Raw genomic sequence first — 15,764 nt, 5'->3', positions numbered from 1 at the left:
GAAGGAGAAACCCCCGATGAGTGTCGCCACGCTCGCCCCGTTCCTGATCGGCCTCGGCATCGTCGTGGTCGTGCTGCTCGGCGCGGCCGGCCTGTTCAAGGCCTTCTACAAGAAGGTCGACCAGGGCACCGCGCTGATCGTCAACGACATGAGCGCGCAGCCCAAGGTGCGCTTCACCGGCGCGCTGATCATCCCGGTGCTCTATCGCGCCGAACTGATGAAGATCAGCCTGATCACGCTGCAGATCGACCGTCGCGGCAAGGAAGGGCTGATCTGCCGCGACAACATGCGGGCCGACATCGCGGTGGCGTTCTACCTGCGCGTCAACGAGACCCAGGCCGACGTGCTGCGCGTGGCCAAGGCGCTCGGCGCCGACCGGGCCTCGGACAAGCACGCGGTCGACGAGCTGTTCAACGCCAAGTTCTCCGAGGCGCTCAAGACCGTCGGCAAGAAGTTCGACTTCACCGACCTGTTCGAGAAGCGCCAGGAGTTCCGCGACGAGATCATCGCGGTCATCGGCAACGACCTCAACGGCTACGTGCTCGAGGACGTGGCGATCGACTACCTCGAGCAGACGCCCAAGAGCGTGCTCGATCCGCACAACATCCTCGACGCCGAGGGCATCCGCAAGATCACCGAGCTGACCGCTTCGCAGAACGTGGTCACCAACGAGCTCGAGCAGAACGAACGGCTGGCGATCACCAAGAAGAACGTCGAGACGCGCGAGGCGACGCTGTCGCTCGAGCGCCAGCAGGCCGAGGCCGAGGCGCGCCAGCAGCGCGAGATCGAGACGATCCGCGCGCGCGAGGAGGCCGAGACCGCGAAGGTGCAGGAGGAGCAGCGCCAGATCGCCGAGAACGCGCGCATCGAGGCCCAGCAACTGATCGACATCCGCGAGGAGAACCGCTTGCGCGAGGTCGAGGTGGCGACGCAGAACCGCCAGCGCGCGGTCGCGATCGAGGCCGAGCGCGTCGAGCGCGCGCGCCAGCTCGAGCAGGTCACGACCGACCGCGAGGTGCAGCTGCAGGGCGTGGAGCGCGACAAGGTCGTCGAGCAGGGCCGGATGGACGTGGCCAACATCACCCGCGAGCGCATCGCGATCGACAAGACCGTCGCGCAGGAGGAGGAGCGGATCAAGGAAGTGCGCGAGGTCTCCGAGGCCGACCGCCTCAAGCAGGTCACGATCCTCGATGCCGAGGCCAAGGCACAGGAAGCGCTGGTGCGTCAGGTCAAGGAGGCCGAGGCGCGCGAGACCGCCGCCCGCCACAAGGCGGTCGAGGTCACCACGCTCGCGCAGGCCGACTTCGAGGCCGCCGGCAAGCAGGCCGAGGCCAAGAAGCTGCTGGCCGAGGGCGTGCGCGCCGAACGCGCCGCGCCGGGCCTGGCCGAGGCGCAGGTGCAGGAGGCCGGTGCGGTCGCGATCGAGAAGGTCGGCGTCGCCGAGGCGCGCGTCATCGAGGCCAAGGCCGATGCCAACCTCCGGCAGGGCACCGCCGAGGCCAAGGTGCTGGCCGAGACGCTGTCGGCGCAGGCCCAGGGCGAGTCGCAGATGGGACGCGCGAAGGCCGAGGCAGTCGAGTCGATCGGCAGCGCCGAGGCGACCGTGGTGCAGAAGAAGCTGTCGGCCGAGGCCGAGGGCCTGACGCAGAAGTTCCAGGCGATCGACGCGCTCAGCGACACCGCGCGCGGCCACGAGGAGTTCCGCATGGCGCTCGACACCGGCCTTCGGCAGGCGCTGGCGTCGATCGAGGCGGGCAAGGACATCTCGCGCGAGAACGCCGAGGTCATCGCCAGCGCGCTGCGCAACGCCGACATCGACCTGGTCGGCGGCGACGGCGGCATGTTCGAGAACCTGGTCAAGGCGGTGTCGCTGGGCCGGTCGATCGAGGGCCTGGCCGGCAAGAGTCCGATCGTCCAGGACCTGATGCAGCGTTACCTGGGCGTCGCCGCCAACGGCGCCGACACCGACCGCCGCGCGCTCGTCGAGGACGGCGCGGCCTGAGCGGCGCGCGCGCGCCTCGCAGCGCGTCGACGCGACCCCGAGGCGGTCGCCGGTCCGGCCGGCGACGCGCCGCGATCTACCGGGCACGCCCCAGCGCGTGCCCGCTCCAGCGCAGGATGAGCCGCCGATGTCAGAACCCACGCCCGACGCCGCGCAGCAGACGCCCACGACGGCCAGCCACGTCGACGAGGCGGTCGCCCAGGGCGGCGCCTACGAGGTGCTGCGGCGGCGGCTGGCCGAGCAGGGCGCGCGCCTGCGCGCGCTGGCCGAGGCGCTCAACGCGCGCCGGCTGCAGGAGTTCGGCGACAGCCGCATGGAGGTCGTCGGACGCTTCCGCATCCGCACCGAGAACAACTGCGTCGGCCGCGACATCGTCCAGGTGCTCGGCGACCACCTGCTGTTCGGCTACAACGTCTACATCGGCCTGCGTACCCAGACCCGCGTCGAGGACGTCTTCGCGCTCTACCGCCTGACCGAGGAGGCCGACGGCTACGACGTGGTGCCGGTCGATCCTGCCGGCAGCTTCCTCGGCGACGCCGGCTTCGTCCGCGACTTCGGCGAGCTCTACGCCTACTACAAGCACGCCCGGCTGCTGCAGCTGATCGTGCGCGAGGGCCGGCTGCTGGCCGCGTTCCAGATCGGCGAGCGCAGCACCGACGTGCGCGTGTTCCGGTGGCAGATCGCCAACACCGGCGAACTGACTTACCTGGATTCGCGCGGCGAGCGCGACATCGCGCTGCCGCCGCCGTTCGACTTCGAGTGGACCCGCGCGACGCGCGAACTGGCGGTCGATGGGCGCCACCCGCACCTCAACATCCTCGACACGATCTTCGTCGAGACCACCGGGGGCGACCTGACCGTCAAGGTCGAGAACAACACCCAGACCGGGCAGGGGATCTACGCCGAGGCGGTCGAGGACCGCACGCAGTCGATCGACGATGCGACGTTCGACTTCGCGAAGGTCGGCTCGCTGATCCTGCTCAAGGTGCTGCCCTACCGCGAGCAGGCCTGGCGGGGGCTGATCTACAACACGCTGACCGGCACGATCGTGCGCAACGACGCCATCGTCCAGGCCTGCGTGCAACTGCCCGAGGACCACGGGATCATCTTCCCCGGCGGCTACTACCTGCAGAGCGGCGAGCACAAGGCCTTCGACGCGCAGATGGACGGCATGCAGTTCAAGCGCGCGATCCGCTCGCCCAACGGCGAGGACGTCATGTACGTCTTCTACGACCGCGAGGCCGGGCGCTCGGCGCTGTTCGTCTACAACACGATCCAGCGCGCGCTGCAGAACCCGGTGTTCGGCCACGGCTACGCGATCCTGGCGGACGGGCGCATGGTCTTGTTCCACGCCGAGGGCGAGGCGCCGACCCGGATCCATCCGATGCAGGTCTGGCAGACGCCGTTCACCAGCGACGAGTTCGCCGCGCGCGCGCCGACCGGCAACAGCTTCATGGGCCGCATCGGCAACCCCGAGCTGGTGCGGGGCATCTCCAACCTGTTCGATCTCGCCCGCGAGATCGACGGCCGCGAGGTCTCGGTCCAGCGCTACCAGCTGCTGGTGCACAACGCCCGGCGCATGTTCGACGCCCACCACTGGCTCGAGCACGAGGCGAGCGAAGGCGCCGGGCCGCTGCTGCACGAGATCGCCGCGACCGGCGAATCGGTGCTCGACGAGTACGAGAAGGTCGAGGGCATCCGGCAGCAGTCCGACCACGCGATGCGCGAGGCCGAGGCCGAGCACCGCGCGTTGCTCGGACGGCTGCAGACCGACGACTGGGACCGGGTCGAGGACTTCGTCGAGGCGCTCGGCGCGATCGGGCGGCTGCGTGGCCACCTGCTGACGATCCGCGACCTGCGCTACATCGACACCGCCGCGATCGACCGCATGGGCGAGGCGCTGCAGGCGGCCCAGGACCGCGTCGGCGCCGCGACCGGCGCGTTCCTCGCCGGCGAGACCGCGCTGCAGCCGCTGGCCGAGCGCCTGCAGGCGCTTGACGGCGAGGCGCAGGCTGCGCAGACCGCGCGGGCGCTCGCCGAACGCATCGATGCGATGCAGGCGCTGGCCGCCGACCTGGACATGCTCTCGGAGCTGATGGCCACGCTGAAGGTCGACGACGCGACCGAGCGCACGCGCGTGGTCGAGGCGATCTCCGGGCTCTACGCCCGGCTCAACCAGTCGCGCGCGCGCGCCGACCAGCGGCGGCGCAGCCTGGGCTCGGCGGAGGCCGTCGCCCAGTTCGGCGCGCAGTTCGCGCTGTTCGGCCAGTCGATCGCCGGCGCGCTGGCGCTGGCGACCGATCCCGAACGCGCCGACGAGCAGCTGTCGCGACTGACCGTGCAGTTGGAGGAACTGGAGAGCCAGTTCGGCGAGCACGAGCAGTTCCTGGCCGACATCCTCGCCAAGCGCGAGGAACTGGTGGAGACGTTCGAGGCGCACCGGCAGGCGCTGCTCGACGATCGCCAGCGCAAGGCCCAGGCGGTGTTCGACGCCGCGACGCGCATCCTCGACGGGCTGCCGCGGCGCACCGAGCGTTTCGCGAGCCCCGACGAGCTCAATGCGTTCTTCGCCGGCGATGCGCTGATCCTCAAGCTGCGCGAACTCGCCGACCGGTTGCGCGGCTACCGCGACAGCGTCAAGGCCGACGACGTCGAAGCGCGCCTGAAGGGGGTGCGCGACGAGGCGGTGCGCAGCCTGCGCGACCGCAGCGACCTGTTCGAGGGCGGCGGCCAGGTGATCCGGCTCGGGCCGCGGCACCGCTTCAGCGTCAACGTCCAGCCGCTGGACCTGACGATCCTGCCGCGCGGCGACGGCCTGGCCGTGCACCTGACCGGCACCGACTTCTACGAGGCGATCCACGACGCCGAGCTCGATGCGCTGCGCGCGTACTGGCAGGTGACGCTGGATTCGGAATCGCCGTCGATCGCGCGCAGCGAGTATCTCGCCGGGTTGGTGCTCGATGCCGCGATCGCCGGACGCGAGGACCTGCGCCTGGCCGGGCTCGCCGCGCAGGCCGGCGACCCCGACGCGCTCGAGCGCACGGTGCGGGCCTTCGCCGCGCCGTGCTACCGCGAGGGCTACGAGAAGGGCATCCATGACCACGATGCGGCGCTGATCCTGCGTGCGCTGCTGCCGCTCTATGTCGCCGCCGGCCCGCTGGTGCACCCGCCGGCCGCGCGTGCGCTGGCGATGCTGTTCTGGACGCGCGAGGGCGGCGACGGCGATGCCGCGCAGTGGCCGGTGCGCACCACCGGCGCGCTGGCGATCGAGCGCCTGTTCGGCTCCACCAACGGCCTGGACGCGCTGCGCGCGGAGATCGCCGAGGCGCTGTCGGGTTTCCTCTCGCGCCACGCGTTGCCGCTCGATCCCGCATCGGCCGTGGACGCGGCGGCGTACCTCGTCGACGAACTGCGCGACGGCGATCCGACGTTCGGCATCAGCCACTACGCCCGCCGGCTCGTCGACGCCCTGCGGCAGGCGCTCGACGGGGCCGACCTGGGCGCGGGCTTCGACGCATCGCTGCAGCGCCTGGCCGAGCGGCCGTCCGCGCAGTGGGCGCTCGCGGCGCAGTGGCTGCACGGCCTGTGCGGCGATCCGGTGCACGCGCCGCTGGCCGGCTACGTGCCCGAGGCGATCGTGCTGCTGCTGGCCGGCCGCACGCTGCGCCACCGGGTGCGCGAGGTCACGCTGATCGCCGAGGTCGAGGGGCTGCTCGGCGAGCACCCGCGCATCGACGGCGGCCGCCTGCGCGTGTCGGTGGACGATTTCCTGTCGCGCCTGCGGACGCACCGCGAGATATTCGTGCCGGCGTTCCACCGCTACCAGGCCGTGCGCCAGCGCATCGCCGCGCGCGAACGCGACGCGCTGCGGCTGTCGGAGTTCAAGGCGCGGCCACTGACCTCGTTCGTGCGCAACCGGCTGATCGACGAGGTCTACCTGCCGCTGATCGGCGACAACCTCGCCAAGCAGATGGGCACCGTCGGCGAGGACAAGCGCAGCGACCTGATGGGCTTGCTGATGATGATCTCGCCGCCCGGCTACGGAAAGACCACGCTGATGGAGTACGTGGCCAGCCGGCTGGGCCTGGTCTTCATGAAGATCAACGGCCCGGCGCTCGGCCACGAGGTGCGCTCGCTCGACCCGGACCAGGCGCCGGACGCGACCTCGCGCCAGGAGCTGCACAAGCTCAACCTCGCGCTGGAGATGGGCAGCAACACGATGCTGTACGTCGACGACATCCAGCACACGCACCCCGAGTTCCTGCAGAAGTTCATCTCGCTGTGCGACGGCACGCGTCGCATCGAGGGCGTGTGGCAGGGCCGCACGAAGACCTACGACATGCGCGGCAGGAAGTTCTGCGTGGTCATGGCCGGCAATCCGTACACCGAGTCGGGCGAGGTGTTCAAGATCCCCGACATGCTCGCCAACCGCGCCGACATCTACAACCTGGGCGACGTCCTCGGCGGCATGGAGGACGCGTTCAGGCTCAGCTACATCGAAAACAGCCTGACCTCCAACCCGGTGCTCGCGCCGCTGGCCACGCGCGAGATGGCCGACCTGTACCTGCTCGCCGATCGCGCCGCGGGCAAGGAAGTCTCGACCAACGATCTGTCGCACGCCTACAGCGGGGCGGAGGTCAACGAGATCGTCGCCACGCTGCAGCGGCTGATGCAGGTGCGCGACGTGGTCTACCGGGTCAACCAGCAGTACATCGCCAGCGCAGCCCAGGCCGACCGCTACCGCACCGAGCCGGCGTTCCGGCTGCAGGGCAGCTACCGCAACATGAACAAGCTGGCCGAGAAGATCTCGCCGGTGATGAACGCCGCCGAGCTGCAGCAGCTGATCGCCGACCACTACCTGGGCGAGGCGCAACTGCTGACCACCGGCGCCGAGGAGAACCTGCTGAAGCTGGCCGAGCTGCGCGGCACCCTGACCGACGCCCAGGCCGCGCGCTGGGCGCAGATCAAGCGCGACTTCCTGCGCGACAAGGCGATGGGCGGCGAGGATGCCGACACCGGCGCGCGCGTGGTCGCGCAGCTGGCCGACATCGCCCAGGGCCTGCAGGCGATGGGCGGCGGCGAGCCGCCGCCGGCGCCGCCGCAGGCACCGTGGCAGGACATCCTGGGTGCGCTGCAGCGCATCGCCGGCCGCGAAGCGGACGCGCGAAGCGATCCGGCCGAAGCCTGGCCGGCGGCGATGCGTGCGGCGGTCGAACCGCTGATCGAGCGGGTCGGCGAGTCGCTGGCCGGCCAGGCCGGGCTCAATGCCGCGCTCGCGCAACTGGTCGAACTGCTGCGGCTGCGCGCGGCGGCGAACGACGCCGCGCCCGCCGCGGCCCGCGCGCGGCGCGAGCGCACGCCCGCCGAGCGCCGGCTCGACGAGGCGCTCGACCAACTGGGCCTGCTCGACGGGCGCCGGGACGCGCCGCAGGAATGAGCCCGCACGCGCCGCACGACGTGCCGGACCCGGGCGCGGGCCGTGTCGGGGCCGCGATGGCGCACGGCGCGGCTGCGCTCGCGGCGCTCGACGCGATCGACGTCGCGGCGGCGCTGGACGCCGGTGCCGCCGCCATGCTCGTCGAGCGCCTGCGCGCGGTGCATCTGGCGATGCGGGCGGACGATCCCCGCGCCCTGCGCCGCAAGGCCGGCCTGCTCGGACGCCTGTTCGGGCGCGATCTCGCGCTGCAGGCCGAGGCCGACGCGCTCGCCGCGCGCCTGGGCGTGCTGTTGCGCGATGCCGATCGCGCCGCCGATGCGCTGGCCGCGCACGTCGACGGCCAACGCGCCTGCCTCGACCGGCTCGAGGCCGCGCTGGACGCCTTGCGTCGGGCGGCCGCGGACCACCGCCCGCCAGTCGACGACGACGACGCCGTGCGGTTGGCGCGCGAGCGGCGCCTGCAGCACCTGCTGGACGTGGACGCGGCGCATGCGCTGGGCGCGCGCCAGCTCGCGCTGCTGCACGCGCAGGGCCTGGCCCTGCTGGCCCGCTACCGCAACATCCGCGACGTGCTGGTGCCGGCCTGGCGCCAGCGCGCGCTCGGCGCGGGCACCGTCGACGGCGTCGCGCAGGCCGCGGCCGCGTCGGCGATCGAGGCCGACATCGCCGCCGAACTGGCCGGCATGGCCGCTACACTCGACCCACGGCGGCCCGACCGGTCCGCCGACCAGGAGACCGCCGCATGAGCCAGGACACCCCCGACCACGCCCTCGTGCCCGCCGCCGGCGCGCTCGACGACGCCGCGCTGCAGGCCCTGGGCCTGACCGCGGACGACCGCAGCGAGATCGCCGCCGCGGGCAAGGCGCTCGAGGACATCTCGCCCGGCAACCTGCACGTGTTCGGCCGGGAGGCCGCCGGCAAGACCGCCGCGTTCTCCAGCCAGTTGCTGGACCAGGTGCGCAACGGCGACCTCGACGCGTCCGGCGACAAGCTCGGCGAGGTCGTGCGCATCGCGCGCGCGCTCGACCTGGGCAGCGTGGCCGGCCGTTCGAAGCTGCCGGTGATCGGCCCGCTGATCGACCGGCTGCGCGGCTCGCGCGACGAACTGGTGCAGAAGTTCAGCACCACCAACCAGCAGATCGAGCGGCTGATGCAGGACATCGGCCGCCAGCAGGACGGCCAGCACCGGCGCGTCTCCGAGTTCGACCGCATGTTCGACATCGTCGTCGAGGAGCGCCGCGCGCTGGGCGTGCACGTCGCGGCGGGCCGCCAGCGGCTGGCCGAGCTGGCCGAGGACCTGCGTGCGCTCGACGGCCTCGACGATCCGCAGTCGCGCACGCGGCGCGCGGAGATCGACAACGCCGTCCGCCTGCTCGACAAGCGCGTCGGCGACCTGGCGGTGATGCAGCACGCCGCCGAGCAGTCGCTGCCGATGATCCGGCTGATCCAGGCCAACGCGATCCAGCTGATCGAGAAGTTCAACACGGTGCGCAACGTCACGATCCCGTCGTGGAAGCGGCAGTTCGCGATCCAGCTGTCGCTGGGCGAGCAGAAGAACGCGGTCGCGCTGTCGAACGCGATCGACGACGCCACCAACGAGCTGATGCGCCGCAACGCCGACCTGCTGCGCGAGACCTCGGTCGAGACCGCGCGCGCGAACCAGCGCGCGGTGATCGACATCGCGACGCTGCGCCATGTCCACGACCAGCTGATCCACACCGTCGAGGAAGTCCGGCAGGTGCATCGCGAGGGCATCGAGCAGCGCCGGCAGGCCGAGGGCGAGCTGGCGCGACTGCGCGAGGACGTCCAGAAGCAGCTGGCCAGGCCCGCGCTGGAGAGCTGAGGCACGTTCCGTGTCGGCGTGCGTTTGCGCGGCAGGATTTCCTGGTGACGCTATCGCGCGCGAGCGCGCTCCTACAGGGAGTTCGCGCCGGCTGACGGCTTCGCCGTAGGAGCGCGCTCGCGCGCGAGGGCTTTCCCGGGATCGCCGGTTCTCACGCGAGCGCGTCGCAGGCGGGACCTCGGGGGCCCGCCTGCAGCCGCCGTCAGCGCGCGCTGTAGGTGTGCACCTCGTCGACGAGCACGGCGACGTGGTCCGGGTTCATGTCCGGCGACATGCCGTGGCCGAGGTTGAAGACGTGGCCGTCGCGCGAGCCGTGGTTGCCGGCGGCGTAGCTGTCGAGCGCGCGCCGGACCTCACGGCGGATCGCGTCGGGCGTGCCGTACAGCGTCGCCGGATCGAGGTTGCCCTGCAGCGCGACGCGGCCGCCGGTGCGGCGCGCGGCATCGCCGAGCTCGATCAGCCAGTCCACGCCGACGCCGTCGGCGCCGGTCTGCGCGAGATCCTCGAGATAGGCCGCGGTGCCCTTGCCGAACAGGATCAGCGGCGCGCGGTCGGTGCCGTCGCCGCGCTCGAGTGCCTGCGCGATGCGCGCCAGGTACGGCAGCGAGAACTCGCGGTACATCGCCGGCGACAGCACGCCGCCCCAGGTGTCGAACACCTGCAGCGCCTGCGCGCCCGCGGCGCGCTGCGCGGCCAGGTACGCGATCACCGCGTCGGTATTCACCGACAGCAGCGCGTGCAGCGCCTGCGGGTCGTTGAGCGCCATCGCCTTGATGCGTGCGAAGTCCTTGCTGCCGCCGCCCTCGACCATGTAGCAGGCCAGCGTCCACGGGCTGCCGGAGAAGCCGATCAGCGGCACCGCGCCGTCGAGCTCGCGGCGGATCAGCCGCACCGCGTCCATCACGTAGCGCAGCTCGGTCTCCATGTCCGGCACGCCGAGCCGGGCGATCGCCGCGGCGTCGCGCACCGGGTGACGAAACTTCGGGCCCTCGCCCTCGACGAAGTACAACTCCAGGCCCATCGCGTCGGGGATGGTCAGGATGTCGGAGAACAGGATCGCCGCATCGAGCGGGAAGCGCCGCAGCGGCTGCAGCGTGACCTCGCAGGCGATCTCCGGCTGCTTGGCCATGCCCAGGAAGCTGCCGGCCTGGCGGCGGGTCTCGCGGTACTCGGGCAGGTAGCGCCCGGCCTGACGCATCAGCCAGACCGGCGTGCGGTCCACGGGTTCGCGGCGCAGCGCGCGCAGGAAGCGGTCGTTCTTCAGGGGTGCGGACAAGGCGATCTTCCTTCTCGGTGCGTCGGCGTTCGCCGCGCGGGCATCAGGGGGACGGCGGCATCTGCGCCGCCTGCGTCCGGACCAGCTGGAAACCACGCCGGAGCTGCGCGTCGCGCGCCCGTTCGAGCGCGCCGATCGCGCTGGGTTCGTCGGCGTACTGCTGGCTGCGCAGCTGGCTGCGACCGCCGATCTGGCCCGACTCGCGCACGAGCGTCCAGCCGCCGAGCAGGTCGGGCTGCAGCATCAGCTGGACGAAACGCGCGGCCTCGTGGCCCTGGGCCGGTTGTTGCAGCAGCAGTCGCATGGGGCGGCATTGTACGGGCAGGTGCGTGTGGCGGGTGGGCGCGCGGCGTCGACGGCGCATCGGCATCGCGTCGCCTAGCATCGGGCGTGTCTTCCTTCGGACGGGCCCGTGCGATGCGCAATCTCGACCTGAGTTCGTGGAACGCCGCGCTCTCGACGCTGTTCGGCCTGGTGCTGGTGTCGCTGGTGGTCGTGGGCATCCGCCTACTGGTCATGCAGACGATCCAGCGCCGGCGCGAGCGCGAGAACCGGCAGATCAACGAGCGGCTCAAGACGCTGATCGCCGCCTACAAGACGCTCGGCGGTTCGTTCACCGGCGAGTTGTCGGTCGATCCGACCCACCTGCGGCAGCTGCGCCTGCGCGCGCGCGACGCGGCTGCCGGCGCGTCCGGCGACGAGGCCGCGCAGGGCGAGGGGACGGGCTCGGAGCGGTCGCGGCGCATCCGCGACGCGGTCGAGGCGGCGCTGTCGGACGTGATCCTGCTGGGCACCGAGGACCAGGTGCGGCTGGCCGCCCGTGCGGCCAGCGACATGGTCGCCGGCCGCGCCGTACACACCGCCGCGCTGGTGGTGTCGCTGCGCGCCTTCATCCGCCAGGCGCTCGACCTCGACCCGGTGCCCGACGGGCTCGCGATCCCCGGCCAGGGCCCGCTGCGCACCGAGGGCGGCGGCCGGCGCGCGGGCGGCGAGGGCGGCCGGGGCGGTGGCGGTGGAGGCGGCGCGGGGGGCGGCGGCATGGGCGCCGGCATGGGCATGGGTGCGGGCGCGGGATTCGGTGCCGGCCTGGGCGCCTCGGGCCACGACGCCGAGCCGCGCTAGCGTCCGGCGCTGCGGAGGCGCGTGCGTCAGCCCGCGCGCAGCACGCCGATCACCGCGCTCTCGGGCACGTCGGCCAGGACCTCCGCGCGTCCCGGGCCGCGCCAGACCACGAAGCGCAGGCCGCCGGCCTGGGCCTTCTTGTCGAGCCGCATGTGCGCCAGCAGGCGCTCGGGATCGAGGCCCTCCGGCAGTGCGACCGGCAGTTCGAGCCGCGTCAGCAGCGCGACCAGGCGCGCCGTGTCGTCGGCCCGCGACAGGCCCAGCGCCTCGGACAGGCGCGCGGCGAGCACCATGCCGACGGCGACCGCCTCGCCGTGGTTGAGCCCGTCGTAGCCCTGCTCGGTCTCGATCGCGTGGCCGAACGTGTGGCCGAGGTTGAGCAGCGCGCGTTCGCCGTGCTCGAACGGGTCGCGCGCGACGATCGCCGTCTTGTGCGCGCAACTGCGCGCGACCGCCTCGGCCAGCGCGGCCTCGTCCATGGCGAGCAGCGCCGCGGCGTGCGCGTCGAGCCAGTCGAGGAACGGTGCGTCGGCGATCGCGCCGTACTTCACCACCTCGGCCAGGCCGGCGCGCAGCTCGCGCGCGGGCAGCGTGCGCAGCGCCGCGGTGTCGGCGATCACCGCGCAGGGCGGATGGAACGCGCCGACCAGGTTCTTGCCCTGCGGCAGGTCGACCGCGGTCTTGCCGCCGACCGACGAATCGACCATCGCCAGCAATGTCGTCGGCAGCTGCACGCAGTCGATGCCGCGCATCCAGCACGCGGCGGCGAAGCCGGCCAGGTCGCCGATGACGCCGCCGCCCAGCGCGAACAGCGTCGCGTCGCGGCGCAGCCGCGCCTGCGCCAGCGCGTCGACGACCTGGGCGAAGTGGGCCAGGGTCTTCGCCGACTCGCCGGCCGGCCGCACGTGCCGGTGCACGCGCAGGCCGGGCCGCGCGGCCTGCAGCGCGTCGGCGACCCGGTCGGCGTAGAGCGGGGCGACGTGGCGGTCGCTGATCAGCATCGCCTCGCCGCCGCGCACGTGCCGCGCGAGCAGCGCGCCGTCGTCGAGCAGCGCCGGACCGATGTGGATGGCATAGGGACGGTCGCCGGACACGGCGACCTCGCGATGGGTAGGGGACATGGACGGACTTCTCATCGTGCGCCGCGAGCGGCGCAGGGGTGGGGGAGGACGGGGCGCGCGTTCACGCGGGGGCCGCGACGTGCGGCGCGCCCGGCGGTCGCCAGTGGGTCTCGACCAGGTGGCCGAGCGCGGCGGCGGCCTCGGGGCAGCCATAGGCGCCGGTGTCGAAGCGCAGGTGCGCGACCTCGGCGTACAGCGGCGCCCGCGCCTGCGCCAGGCGATGCAGCACGCCGGCCCGGTCGTCGCCGGCGATCAGCGGCCGCGCCCGGTCGCGGGCGAGCCGGGCGAGCTGGGTCTCGACGTCGGCGTGCATGTGGACGACGAACCCGCGCGCGCGCATGCGCCGGCGGTTGTCGGCATCGAGCACCGCGCCGCCGCCGGTCGCGACGATCCGGCGCTCGCCCTCGAGGACCGCCGCCAGCGCCGCCTGCTCGCGCGCGCGGAAGCCCGCCTCGCCCTCGCAGTCGAAGATCGTGGCGATCGTCGCACCGGTCCGGACCTCGATCTCGTGGTCGACGTCGACGAACGCCAGTCCGAACCGGGCCGCCAGGCGGCGGCCGATCGAGGACTTGCCGGCGCCCATCGGACCGACGAGCACGAGGTTGGGGGCGGAATGCATGGCCGAATCCTAGCAGCGGCGCGCACGGCGCCGGCGCGCGCTGTGCGCCGGCTCACCGTAGGGCGATCGGTCGGCGCTGCGCGTCCAGCGAGATCACCACGTCGGCCAGCGCCGGCAACGTTCGCAACGCCTGCCGGCTGACGCGCTCGTAGTGCTGCACGAAGCGCCCGACCTGCGCGCGGGTCATGCCGCCGCCGGGCGCGCCTGCCCGCAGGGCCTGCTCCTGCTGCCAGCGCCAGGCCGGCACCACGTCGAAGCCCGGCGGCTGCAGGAACAGCAGCCGGTCCACGCGTCGCCACAGCGCGGGGTAGTCGCGTTCGAGCGCGGCGTTGCACCAGCGGCGCCAGGTGCCGTCCGGGTCCTCGTCGCGTTCGAGCGCGTTGATCGGCGTGGTCAGCGCGGCCGCCGGCTCGGGTCTCGCGCCCAGGCACCAGCCCTCGAAGATCGTCAGCGCGACCGGACCGGCGACCGGTCCGTCGGCGGCCGGCCGCCGGGTGTCGGTGCGCTTGTCGAAGCGGGGCAGCCGCGCCGTGCCGCCGGCGCGCAGCGTGTCGAGCAGCGCGCAGCCCAGCGCGACCTCGTGCGTCCCCGGCGGGCCGCGCGTGGCCAGCAGCGGGTGCACGGTGCGCGCCAGCGTCCGGCGCGCATCGCGGTCGAGGTAGAGGTCGTCGAGCGAGAGCGTCGCGACCGGCAGGCCGCGCGCGGCGGCGGCATCGGCGAGCTGCGCGGCCAGCGTCGACTTGCCGGTGCCCTGCAGCCCGCTGATGCCGAGCACGCGTGCGGCGTGGCCCAGGGCATCGTCGAGCACGCCGGCGACGAGCGCCGCGGGCCACTGCGCGGGTGGGGAATCGGCCATCGCGCCACGATACCCCGAGCCCGTGCCCGTCCGCGGCGACCGCGCCGGCCGGGGTTCGACATCGCGGCGCGGCGGCGCGATGATCGGGGCATGACCACGCCCTGCGCCGCATTGCTGACCGAAGCTCTGTCCACGTTCGCCGCGTTGTTCGAGGAGGCCGGCGCGGCCGGCGAGCCCGACCGCACCGCGATGACCGTGGCCACCGCCGCCCTCGACGGGCGCCCGTCGGCACGCATCGTGCTGCTCAAGGCCTGGGACGAGCGCGGCTTCGTGTTCTACACCCATCTCGACGGCCGCAAGGGCCGCGAACTGCAGGACAACCCGCAGGCGGCGCTGCTGTTCCACTGGCCGCGCGTGCGCCATGGCGTGCAGGTGCGGATCGAGGGGCCGGTGGTGATCGTCGAGGACGACGAGGCCGACGCCTACTTCGCCTCGCGGCCGCGCGGCAGCCAGCTCGGCGCGTGGGCGTCGCGGCAGTCGGAGGAACTCGACGGGCGCGCCACGTTCGAACAGCGGCTCGACGAGGTCGCGCGCGAGTTCGACGGCCGCGACGTGCCGCGCCCGCCGCGCTGGTCGGGGCTGCGCGTGCGTCCCGACCGCATGGAGTTCTGGTACGGCGCCGACTACCGGCTGCACGAGCGCTGGCTCTATGTGTGCGATGCCACCGGGGCGTGCCGCAAGCGGATGCTGTACCCGTAGACCTCGCATCCGAGGGCGTCCCGCGACGGTCCGGAGACGGAACGCTGCTTTGCGCGGCCGTCATCCCGCCGCGCCGGCACGCGACCTAGCATGGCGGTCCCCCACCCTTCGAGATTCCCCATGCAGCGCATCGCCATCCTCGGCGCGACCGGCCGGGCCGGGTCGCGCATCGCACGCGAGCTGCTCGCGCGCGGGCACCGCGTCACCGGCATCGCCCGCAACACCGCCGACGTCCCGCCGCAGGCGGGCCTGACCCTGCAGTCCGCCGACGCCTCGCGCAGCGAGTCGCTCGCGCCGCTGCTGGCCGGCCACGACGCGGTGGTCAGCGCCACCCGCTTCGACGGCGGCCCGACCGCGCAGGTCGTCGTGGACGCGGTCCGCGCGGCCCGCGTGCCCCGGCTGCTGGTCGTCGGCGGCGCCGGCAGCCTGGAGGTCGCGCCGGGCGTGGCGCTGATCGACACCCCCGATTTCCCCGAGGCCTACCGCGCCGAGGCCGGCGCCGGGCGCACGTTCCTGCAGGCACTGCGCGAGGTCGAGGACCTGGACTGGACCTTCGTTTCGCCCGCCGCGGTGTTCGAGCCCGGCGAGCGCACCGGCGTGTTCCGTGTCGGCAGCGACAGCCTGCCGGTCGATGCGCAGGGCCGCAGTGCGATCTCGATGGAGGACTACGCCATCGCCTTCGCCGACGAGATCGAGCGCCCCGCGCACCCGCGCGGGCGCATCAGCGTCGGCTACTGAGGCATCACCCGGCGTCGCGGCACGACTGCGGCGCCCGGGCGCCGCGCGGCT

At 73.1% G+C, this 15,764-nt stretch carries 12 protein-coding genes; 7 read left to right on the top strand and 5 right to left on the bottom strand.

The window, feature by feature from the left end; all coding sequences use genetic code 11:
* Positions 1 to 16: 16 nt before the first annotated feature.
* From WQ56_RS14045 to WQ56_RS14030, 4 genes are all read left to right on the top strand, one after another.
* Positions 17 to 2,002 (top strand): hypothetical protein, encoded by a 1,986-nt coding sequence (locus WQ56_RS14045; RefSeq protein ID WP_047137762.1) that lies wholly within the window; start codon positions 17 to 19, stop codon positions 2,000 to 2,002.
* Between the two features lie 127 nt (positions 2,003 to 2,129).
* Complete coding sequence (locus tag WQ56_RS14040; RefSeq protein WP_047137761.1) at positions 2,130 to 7,439, top strand: DNA repair ATPase; 5,310 nt, start codon at positions 2,130 to 2,132, stop codon at positions 7,437 to 7,439.
* On the top strand, positions 7,436 to 8,185 hold the full coding sequence (locus WQ56_RS14035; protein ID WP_047137760.1) for a hypothetical protein: 750 nt from the start codon (positions 7,436 to 7,438) through the stop codon (positions 8,183 to 8,185). The genes WQ56_RS14040 and WQ56_RS14035 overlap by 4 nt, the downstream gene beginning before the upstream one ends.
* Complete coding sequence (locus tag WQ56_RS14030) at positions 8,182 to 9,282, top strand: toxic anion resistance protein (RefSeq protein WP_052773017.1); 1,101 nt, start codon at positions 8,182 to 8,184, stop codon at positions 9,280 to 9,282. The genes WQ56_RS14035 and WQ56_RS14030 overlap by 4 nt, the downstream gene beginning before the upstream one ends.
* Before the next feature lie 202 nt (positions 9,283 to 9,484).
* Here the strand turns inward: WQ56_RS14030 and hemE are convergent, their stop codons facing one another.
* Both hemE and WQ56_RS14020 read right to left on the bottom strand, forming a co-directional pair.
* Positions 9,485 to 10,558, bottom strand: coding sequence for a uroporphyrinogen decarboxylase (hemE, locus tag WQ56_RS14025; protein ID WP_047137759.1), 1,074 nt, complete (start codon positions 10,556 to 10,558; stop codon positions 9,485 to 9,487).
* Between the two features lie 43 nt (positions 10,559 to 10,601).
* Positions 10,602 to 10,862, bottom strand: a complete 261-nt coding sequence (locus WQ56_RS14020; RefSeq protein WP_047137758.1) for a WGR domain-containing protein — start codon at positions 10,860 to 10,862, stop codon at positions 10,602 to 10,604.
* Between the two features lie 113 nt (positions 10,863 to 10,975).
* On the opposite strand from WQ56_RS14020, the gene WQ56_RS14015 reads away from it, so the two are divergent.
* Positions 10,976 to 11,680 (top strand): hypothetical protein, encoded by a 705-nt coding sequence (locus WQ56_RS14015; RefSeq protein ID WP_047137757.1) that lies wholly within the window; start codon positions 10,976 to 10,978, stop codon positions 11,678 to 11,680.
* A 26-nt stretch (positions 11,681 to 11,706) separates the two neighbouring features.
* On the opposite strand, the gene aroB is transcribed toward WQ56_RS14015, so the two are convergent.
* The 3 genes from aroB to WQ56_RS14000 all read right to left on the bottom strand — a co-directional run bounded on the left by aroB (position 11,707) and on the right by WQ56_RS14000 (position 14,276).
* Positions 11,707 to 12,801 carry a 3-dehydroquinate synthase gene (gene aroB / locus WQ56_RS14010; RefSeq protein ID WP_047137756.1) on the bottom strand — a complete coding sequence of 365 codons (1,095 nt, stop codon included), beginning with the start codon at positions 12,799 to 12,801 and terminating at the stop codon, positions 11,707 to 11,709.
* Positions 12,802 to 12,862: 61 nt separating this feature from the next.
* Positions 12,863 to 13,420 carry a shikimate kinase gene (locus WQ56_RS14005; RefSeq protein ID WP_047137755.1) on the bottom strand — a complete coding sequence of 186 codons (558 nt, stop codon included), beginning with the start codon at positions 13,418 to 13,420 and terminating at the stop codon, positions 12,863 to 12,865.
* Between the two features lie 52 nt (positions 13,421 to 13,472).
* The gene (locus WQ56_RS14000; RefSeq protein WP_047137754.1) at positions 13,473 to 14,276 is read right to left on the bottom strand and encodes a kinase; all 804 of its coding nucleotides are present in this window, start codon (positions 14,274 to 14,276) and stop codon (positions 13,473 to 13,475) included.
* 90 nt (positions 14,277 to 14,366) lie between these two features.
* Between WQ56_RS14000 and pdxH the strand changes: the two genes are divergently transcribed.
* Together pdxH and WQ56_RS13990 are read left to right on the top strand one after the other, a co-directional pair.
* On the top strand, positions 14,367 to 14,975 hold the full coding sequence (gene pdxH, locus WQ56_RS13995) for a pyridoxamine 5'-phosphate oxidase (protein WP_047137753.1): 609 nt from the start codon (positions 14,367 to 14,369) through the stop codon (positions 14,973 to 14,975).
* Between the two features lie 120 nt (positions 14,976 to 15,095).
* Complete coding sequence (locus WQ56_RS13990) at positions 15,096 to 15,713, top strand: NAD(P)-dependent oxidoreductase (RefSeq protein ID WP_047137752.1); 618 nt, start codon at positions 15,096 to 15,098, stop codon at positions 15,711 to 15,713.
* Positions 15,714 to 15,764 lie beyond the last annotated feature (51 nt).

Source organism: Luteimonas sp. FCS-9 (assembly GCF_001014645.1).
Taxonomy (GTDB): domain Bacteria; phylum Pseudomonadota; class Gammaproteobacteria; order Xanthomonadales; family Xanthomonadaceae; genus Luteimonas.
The sequence above is the reverse complement of the archived record's forward strand: the minus strand, read 5'-3'. Positions and strand labels throughout refer to the sequence as shown.